Genomic DNA, 7,764 nt, shown 5'->3' with positions numbered 1-7,764 from the left:
TTAGGGCAGCCGTCAACTGTATCTTTGCGCGGAAGCTGTTGATCTGACTTCGAGATTCTCTGAAGGACACTTCTGAGTGTCCTTTTGCCGAGCTGCGGCGCCACTGGATAAAGCACAGTGTGCGGAGGGAGGTCGGCTCAGCGCGACTTAAATGAGTTACTGTGTTTCTGGGTCACTGACCGGACGAAGGAAAGTGCTTAGCGGGCAGCACCGCCCCAAGGCTGGCTGGCAGCGAGGCCGATGCCGGCGCTCACCTCGCACGCAGTCGCTTAATGTGATCCAGGATCAGCCTGTGATCATAGGGCTTTGCGAGGTGAGGGCCATCTTCGCAAAGATCCCCAGCCGTATCGGCAATCCGCTCTACGGCACCGGCGAGCAGAACCTTCACCTGTGGCATGGACTTGCGAACCCAATGCGACAGGTCAAAACCGCTCATATCACCAGGCAGCTCGACGTCGGATAGAACTACATCAATACTGAACTCCGGGTGCTGCAGAGCTTGCATTGCTTCCGCTCCGGTCCCAGCCTCGAGCACGCGAAAGCCACAATGGCGCAGGTACTCGGCTATTACGGTGCGGGTTATCACGTCTCCGTCGACGACGAGAATCGTCTCGGCTGCGGCTTCTTGCGTCATCATTGGCCCCGCTTTGCAGCGTCGCTATTCATGAACTCCACAATCGCCTTCGCGAGTTGATCGCCCGGCACCGGCTTCGAAACGAAGAGATCCATGATATCTTCATGTTTCTCCTTCGGCACGAGGTGGCCCGACATAACAATGATTCCTACCCCCGGCCGTTTCTCTCTCACGGCGCGCGCCACATCGAGGCCATCACGGCTGCCGGGCATTCGGACGTCAGTTAGGACGAGGTCTAGGCGAGCAGTGGATTGGAGGACTTCGATTGCCTCATCGGCGTTCCCGGCCTCAATCACCTGGTATCCCAAACGCCTAAGCTCATCGGCGATGTCGAAGCGGATAAGAGGTTCGTCCTCCGCCAAAAGCACCACGCGCGGATTCGCACGAGCTTCATGCTGGGGGGTGATCTTAGCAGCCATCGGCCACTCGCTGGCGAGAGACACCGTTGCCCATTCCCGTCCTCCCTTTGCGAAAGAACTCTCGGCAGGCGATTCTGTTCCTTTGTTCGCCCGTAGTCCGGTGGCGACCCTGATCTTCTTCGAGGCTCGCGGTATCGCGTCGAAATCCCCGTCCCCGATTAGGGCGTGCACGCAGCTTGATAGTCGCGCTAACATTGACATGTCCGCCCATCGTGCGATGGGGGCGCCCATTCGCGGGCGCCCCCCATCAGTGTTCAGTCACGCTGCCTAGCAGGTCTCGACCACACAAGGGCGTATCCGTCCTCATTCTCGACGAGGCTGGCGTAGATCGGAGCGGGGAAGCTCGGATCGTCGAGCTTGACCGAGTGGTACTCCCGGCCGGTCTCCTTGGCGGTCTTCTTCCAGCCGGCGCCGATCTCGATGGTGCCCGCGAGGGCGCGGAGGTCGGGCGACTTCTCGCTTTCCTTCTCGGAAACGACAAGGCGGGCCTTGATGTTGAGGTTGAGGGTCTTGATCACTCCGGCGAACGAGCCGTCTTCGTTGCGGTTGAAAGTGCCGATCTGAGTCATTTTGTCTTCTCCGTCTGCTGTATCAGGTCGCGACCATCGCGGCCTTGATGGCGATCGGAGAACACCGGGCGACCGACCCGCACCCGAAGGGCCGAAATGGAATGGAGGGCGGCGCGGAGCCGAGCTTCTTGCCTCGCGAGGAAGCCGCGCGCAGGCGACAGCCGAGCACGGCGGGGAAGAAGGTCGGCATTGCGCTGTTGCGGGATCGAGGTCGGGCTGAGCAGCAGCCGAACCCGGTGTGAGATACGCCAGAAAGAAAGGCCGCAATGGGCGCACCTCATGGAGCCCGATGGAGGAGAAGGCCTTGGCTCATGACGCCGAAATCCCCACGATGACGACATGCCGAGATCAGGCACCACCTCGCATCACGTCCGGCCGCTCACTGCGGTGATAAGGAAGGCGAGCCTCGCGACTTTGCTCTTAGGGGATCAGCTTACCGGCGCATCGCGATGGGCCGCGTGGTATGGGCGGGGAGTGTCACTGTTCAGCGTCGCGCCGTATCACCCTCTGGTGATCGCAGCAGCCTCGGGCGGCGCAGAGTGTCGACCTCCTTCGTCAACTGCGCGCTGCGGCGTTCGGCCCGATCGGCGCGACGTTCCGCCTCGATGGCGCGCCGCATGAGTCCGGCATTCTCGGTCGCAAGCTGTCGAATCTGCTGCTGCATATCTTCGATCACGTTGCGCTGTTCGGTGATCTTGTCTTCAATGGTGGTGACTTGGTCAGGCACGCGCTGCTGCTGGCGAGTTCGAATGAGCTCGTCGAGGATACCGCGGTGATTGGCGTAGATGGCGTTACGGCCGACGCCTGCCTCGCGTGCGAGAGCCGCGACGGTCAAACGCTGCGTCGAGGCGTCAGAGGGCTCCCCGGCTCCTCCGGTCAATCGATCCAGTGCGGCGCGCAGCTTCTCGGCCGTCGCCTCCATACGCCGGTCATGCGGGTTTGCGGCTGGCGACTTGGTTATGAGAAACCTCCGTGGCGGAAAGATCGGACAGGATGCGCTCGCACTCGGCGATGCGAGTTTTGGCTAGAACGAGGCTTGCCTCGTCGAGCCGTTGGTCGGCAATCAGGGCGAGATTGCGATCGAGGCGAGCCTGCCAGACGGGCCGGTGACGCTCGGTAACAGCGAAGTTCGCGCAGCTCATGCAGGTGCTCTCGGTGCGCCATAGCGGGTTGGGGCCGCGGTCGTCACCCATGCAGGCGGCGGTCTCGGCGCGATAGACGCAGTAGCCCCAATCGCAGACGCCGAGCCGCATACCGCTATCCTCGATGAGGAAGTCGACATGGGCGGCAAGCTCACCGTCACGGGTGCGGCCCCGGAAGCGCGATCGCGATGACAGCAGACGGCCGGCCTTGCCGCCGAGGCGCGAGGCGGTGAGCAGCTCCTCGAGAGCGGATCGCGTCTCTTCGAGGGTTTGGGCGTCCACGAGCTCGCCGAGATCGAAATCCGTGCCGACATAGGCGCTGTCGGTCATGATGCGGGTCACATGCCCGAAATGATGCTGGAGGGCATGAAGGCCGGTGCGGTCACGTTTGCCGACAAAGCGGGCGAAGGTCTTACGGCCCTGATGCGTGGTCAGGTGCCAGGGCGAGCCGTCCTCCTTGCGAGGCAGATCGATGAAGGGGGCAAACCGCTCGTTCAGGCGGATGACGAGGGAACTGGCGGTGATGACCTCCGGGGCACGACGGTCGACGATGCCGCTGCCGGCAAGGGAGAGCCAGAGTTCCGATCGCCCTGTCTCGGCGCGAAAATGCTCCGACAGCCGATGCAGAATCTCGATGGCGCGCAGGACGGGCGGCGGCGCTGGCCACAGATGCGGGGTTCCGGCTTCATTGGCGGCGGTCTTGAATATCCGTCCGCGGAGATAGGCAAACGCTTCGCTGCCATCTGCGGACGAGTGCTCTTCGATGCAGTTCGCCTCGAGCGTCAGGATCTCCGAGACCCGCGCGCCAACCAGATAGGCGATGGTGATGAAGCAAGCTTCCTGGATCCGGTTGATCAGCAGACGCAGATCCTTCGTCCGTGTCAGCGGTGGATGCCAGGGGGCCTCCTCGCCATCGATGGTGGAAAAGCGGAACGATGCGACGAGATTACGAACGGCCTGCCGGTGGGTGAAGAAGGAGCGCCCCTGATCATCCATACGGAACGGAACAGCCTGGTCGCGCAACGCAATGACGTCATCGGCCGGCTGACCGATCAACCGGATTGCCGCCGAGACGAGTGGAACGGCGATGGCGTCCGGCGTGAAGGGCAAGCGCCGAACGGTGTGGCCGCTGAATCCGGAAAACCGGCTGGCACGCTCATCGCCGAAGGGATGCTCGGGCGGCGGGAACGCGAGCTTGGACCTCTGCTGAAAGAGGGCGAGCAGAAGATTGGCATAGTCATGTCTGGTCCTCGGCCTGATCGGCGCGCCCGCATGCGTTCGTCGACCGGCGACGTGATGCATGAAACGCTCGGCAGCATCACGATCCAGTTCGTCGAAACCGTGCATGGTCTGTTCGGTCATCCATCGGATCAGGACGCGAAGCTTGAGCGCCGTCGTGACGAGCGACCGTGGCCGCGCTTGCCGACGGCCCGGCGGCGGATCGACGTGTAGCGACCATATGAAGGCGCGGGCATCGTGCAGCCACCGGTCCCATCGCTGATCGGTGAAACGGCTGCCATCCGGGAGTTCGAAAGCCCAGTCGATGAGAAGTTGATGGGATCGCAGATCCGGTCTCGCACTGTCGAAATACCATTGAGGGTCGGTCCAAAGCGACCGCGAGGACACGCGTTGCGGGAGATCGGGTCGGCTGAGGTTCCTGGTGCGTGCTGGCATGATCATTCCAGTTCCGGCAGGGCTGGCATGCCGGCGGCAAGGACGCGCGCCGCCTCATGCATATCCGTGGGGAAATCCGGCAGGATGTCCTGGGTGAGAATGCGCCATGACGGCGCGTAGAGGAGGTTCCAGCGCCGCGGATCGAGCCGGTCGCGGGCATGTTCGAACCGATCGATGGCGGCAAGAATGCGGGCCAGGTGCTCCGTGTCGAGGGGGATGACCAGGCCGGGGCACGCAAGGCATCCGCCGAAACGCGGGCACAGGCGCTCTGTACCGTCACGGCCGGGAGCGACGGGGGCAAGACAATCGTGGCCGAAGGGAACGGTGGCACGGGTCTCGGGGGATACTGGCGCCGGCGTGTTCCGGTCAGGTCCGCGCACCCAGGCGATCATCAGGTCTTGCAGGCGGGCAATCGCCTGGCGCTGGAGGCGCGTCGTCTCCTCGCTCCTGAGATAGGTCTCGGTCGTTGCGGCACTGGCGTGATTCAGGATCGATTGTGCCGCAAGAATGTCGCCGCCGGACGCACGGTAATGCTCGGTCGCGACGGTTCCACGAAACAGCGCGGGAGCAAAGCTGGCGATCGGCTCACGCGGCTTGCCGGGATGGGCCGCGTTCCACTCTTCGATGCGGCGGTTGGCGCGCTCCGTGAATCTCAGGATGGCCCGCCTGAGGACGGAATGTTCAATGACCTCGGTGCGGCTGCGCAGCGAGCGGCTGACGGGTTCCTTATAGACGCTGCGGGTCAGGAAGAGCCGATCCTGCTCGCTGGGCGGCGCCGTGGCCACGATCGGTTCGGTCAAGGCCAGCATCATCTCGATCAGGTTCGGCGCGGCGTACCGTCGGCGCCGATCGAACGACCGTCGCTGCGCCTTCTGAAGCCGGCCGCCGGTCTTGGCCTTGGTCCATTCGACAATCGTGCGATGTTCGTCGAGCGGGTGCGGAACGAGGCAGTTGCGGCGGATGTGGCGCAGCGGTTCCGGATTGGCGGCGGTCTGGATGGCGATCGCCAGGAAGAACGGAACGAGCGTGTCGGTGGTGATGTGGAAATACTGCGCCATGGTGCGGTAGCCGCCCCAGAACCTGACGAGCGTGCTGGACTTGATCCCGTGTTCTTCGAGAGCGGCCCTGTCGGGCATGAGGCCGCCTTCGATCCGGCTGATCCGCCATATCCATCGGTCGAGCCCTTGGCCGCGCAGCGTCTTGGGCGGGAGCTCGGAATGCCGGATGACCTCCTGCCCGTGTTGAAACCTCGCCCAGATCTCGTCGATCTCCCCATAGCTGGCGCGCAGGATCGCCTTGATCTGATCCGGAGGAAGCCGACGTCGCGGTTGTTGGTGGGTCCTCCTGCCGGGAAACGGGTTCCAGGGAATCTCCAGGTTGGGCGCGAGCGCACCCGGTCGATTGCGCTGGCACCATGTGAGCAGGGGTCGAAGGACATCGAAGGCGATGGCGTGCGCGCCACGGGGTGCGCGAGATGCCCCTTCCTTCTTCAGCCAGAGCACATACCGGCCGATGGCCGCTGTATCGAGATCGCCGGCCATCTCGATCATCCCGTCGTCTGCAATGTAGCGGGCAAAGCGGCGGATCGCTCCCCAGGTCGTTCGGCGCGTGGTCGGTCTCTGGCCTGCGCCACAAGCGCGGAAGGCGTCGACGAGAAGCCGGCGCAGATCGGCAGGCAGGCCGGATAGCTGATTGGGATCGAACCGCTGAGCGGCATTGCCCCACGCGTCGGTGAAAATGATCGCGTCGATGGGCAGGGCAGATGCCGAGGTCTCCGGCTGCATCGACGCAACCGGAAGCCGGCGGTCTATCGAACTCCTTCTACGGTCGGCCATGGGGCACCAGTTCGCCATAGAGATAGGCGAGGCTCTCGGCGAGCGTGTCGGCATGAAGCTCGACACAGCGCAAATAGATGGCCGTCGACTGGATCGAGGCGTGACCGAGGAGGACCTGCACGATCTTCAGCGGATTGAGGTCGGGCGCTGTCGCCGCCTGCTTCTGCAGGCGCACCAGCATCGTCATCGCAAAGGTATGGCGCAGCCAATGCCCCGATCCCGAAAGCCCTGCTGCCCGGAATGCCGCGCCGAACGCTGCAGAGAGTCTCGCTCGTGTTACGGGATCGCCCTTGCTGTTGAGGAAAAGCACCGCCGGCGCTCGGCAGCCGGGCCGGGCCTTGCGCAGCCGCTTGACGAGGGCTGCGCGCTCCTCTCCGACGTAACAGTGGGTACGGTCGATCAGGCGCAAGGGCGGATATACCGATCGCGGCCGGTCGCCCTTGGTGATGGTCAGTGGAATGCCAACGAGCGGATCCTGCTCGATATCGAGATGAGCAACCTCCGGCACCTGATGAAGCTGCAGGCCGCAAAGTTCCTTGCGGCGCATACCGGTTGCCAATGCCCACTCGGCGATCAGGCCATAGGGGGGGTCGAGATGCCGAAACAGGCATTGGAGCTGATCGACGCGAAGTGGCCTGGGCAGCCGCTCGGCTTCCGAGACCGTCAGGACGTTCGCCCTCACAACAGGCGGACGATTATCCAGATGCGCCAGCATGCCATGCCGGCGCGCCGATCGCAGCGAAACGTCGACATAGTCGAACGGCAGGGCGTCAATCAGCCCGCGCCGATGCGCCCATGAATAAAAGCGGCAGACCGTCCGGACGCGATCGTTGATCGTCGAACGGGCATAGGGACGGCCCGTATGCGGACTTGGCGCCGACAGCATCCTGTTGCGGTAAGCGGCGATCGTCCCCTCATCGGCGACACGCCAATCCAGCTCGCTCTGCTCCAGCGTGTCGAACCAGTCATGAAGATGCTCGCTGTAGGTCCGCACCGTCTCCGTTGCATGAGAGCGGCCGGGGATCGTGGAAAGCTCAAGCAGATAACTGAAGGCCGGCTCGACGATTGACATCTGTGCATCGAGCAAAATGGGAAATCCGACCGGAATCCCGTCAACACCGGCGATTGCCCGCACGATCGAAACCATCCCGCTCTCCGGAGGCAAGGCACCCGGAGGCGCAAAAGGACATAGACATTGTCCAGGTGCTTACACCGTCGATGAAACGGACAAATGACAGCACCTCCAAAAATAAACGGAGCGCCTACGGCGCGAGTCTTCCTTTTAATGCGAGGGGTTCCCCTCGCGCTCTCCCGTTCGCCACGTGGCAGGGGTGCAGGACTTGTCCTGCACCCCATGGAAAAGCTTGAGGTGCCGCCGCCGCGTCAAGCGTTGTCCTCGCTACGCTGCGGGAACGCTTGACCCGGACGTCTGTGTGCCAAGCTTACAAACGCCCCCGCTAAAGGACACTTCCGAGCACGTAACCTAAGCCG

The 7,764-nt window shown here is 63.3% G+C and carries 7 protein-coding genes; all 7 read right to left on the bottom strand.

Going from position 1 to position 7,764, the window contains the following annotated elements; all coding sequences use genetic code 11:
* Nucleotides 1-250: 250 nt before the first annotated feature.
* The 7 genes from AmiPiv_RS24720 to AmiPiv_RS24690 all read right to left on the bottom strand — a co-directional run bounded on the left by AmiPiv_RS24720 (nucleotide 251) and on the right by AmiPiv_RS24690 (nucleotide 7,420).
* Nucleotides 251-637 (bottom strand): response regulator, encoded by a 387-nt coding sequence (locus tag AmiPiv_RS24720; RefSeq protein WP_340041878.1) that lies wholly within the window; start codon nucleotides 635-637, stop codon nucleotides 251-253.
* Entirely contained in the window at nucleotides 634-1,053 is a 420-nt protein-coding gene (locus AmiPiv_RS24715) for a response regulator (RefSeq protein WP_340041876.1), read from the bottom strand. Before AmiPiv_RS24715 ends, AmiPiv_RS24720 begins: the two co-directional genes overlap by 4 nt.
* Nucleotides 1,054-1,307: 254 nt before the next feature.
* Nucleotides 1,308-1,622, bottom strand: a complete 315-nt coding sequence (locus tag AmiPiv_RS24710; RefSeq protein WP_340041874.1) for a DUF736 domain-containing protein — start codon at nucleotides 1,620-1,622, stop codon at nucleotides 1,308-1,310.
* A 484-nt stretch (nucleotides 1,623-2,106) separates the two neighbouring features.
* Nucleotides 2,107-2,544, bottom strand: a complete 438-nt coding sequence (locus AmiPiv_RS24705; protein WP_340041873.1) for a DUF6262 family protein — start codon at nucleotides 2,542-2,544, stop codon at nucleotides 2,107-2,109.
* 7 nt (nucleotides 2,545-2,551) lie between these two features.
* Nucleotides 2,552-4,444: an integrase gene (locus tag AmiPiv_RS24700; protein ID WP_340041871.1), complete on the bottom strand. Its 1,893-nt coding sequence runs from the start codon at nucleotides 4,442-4,444 to the stop codon at nucleotides 2,552-2,554.
* Entirely contained in the window at nucleotides 4,441-6,222 is a 1,782-nt protein-coding gene (locus AmiPiv_RS24695; protein WP_340041869.1) for a hypothetical protein, read from the bottom strand. The genes AmiPiv_RS24700 and AmiPiv_RS24695 overlap by 4 nt, the downstream gene beginning before the upstream one ends.
* A 37-nt stretch (nucleotides 6,223-6,259) precedes the next feature.
* Nucleotides 6,260-7,420, bottom strand: coding sequence for a tyrosine-type recombinase/integrase (locus AmiPiv_RS24690; RefSeq protein WP_340041868.1), 1,161 nt, complete (start codon nucleotides 7,418-7,420; stop codon nucleotides 6,260-6,262).
* Nucleotides 7,421-7,764: the final 344 nt, after the last annotated feature.

Source organism: Aminobacter sp. Piv2-1 (assembly GCF_037625995.1).
In the GTDB taxonomy this organism is placed as follows: domain Bacteria; phylum Pseudomonadota; class Alphaproteobacteria; order Rhizobiales; family Rhizobiaceae; genus Aminobacter.
Note: the sequence above shows the minus strand (reverse complement) of the source record. Positions and strands in the feature narration are given on the sequence as shown.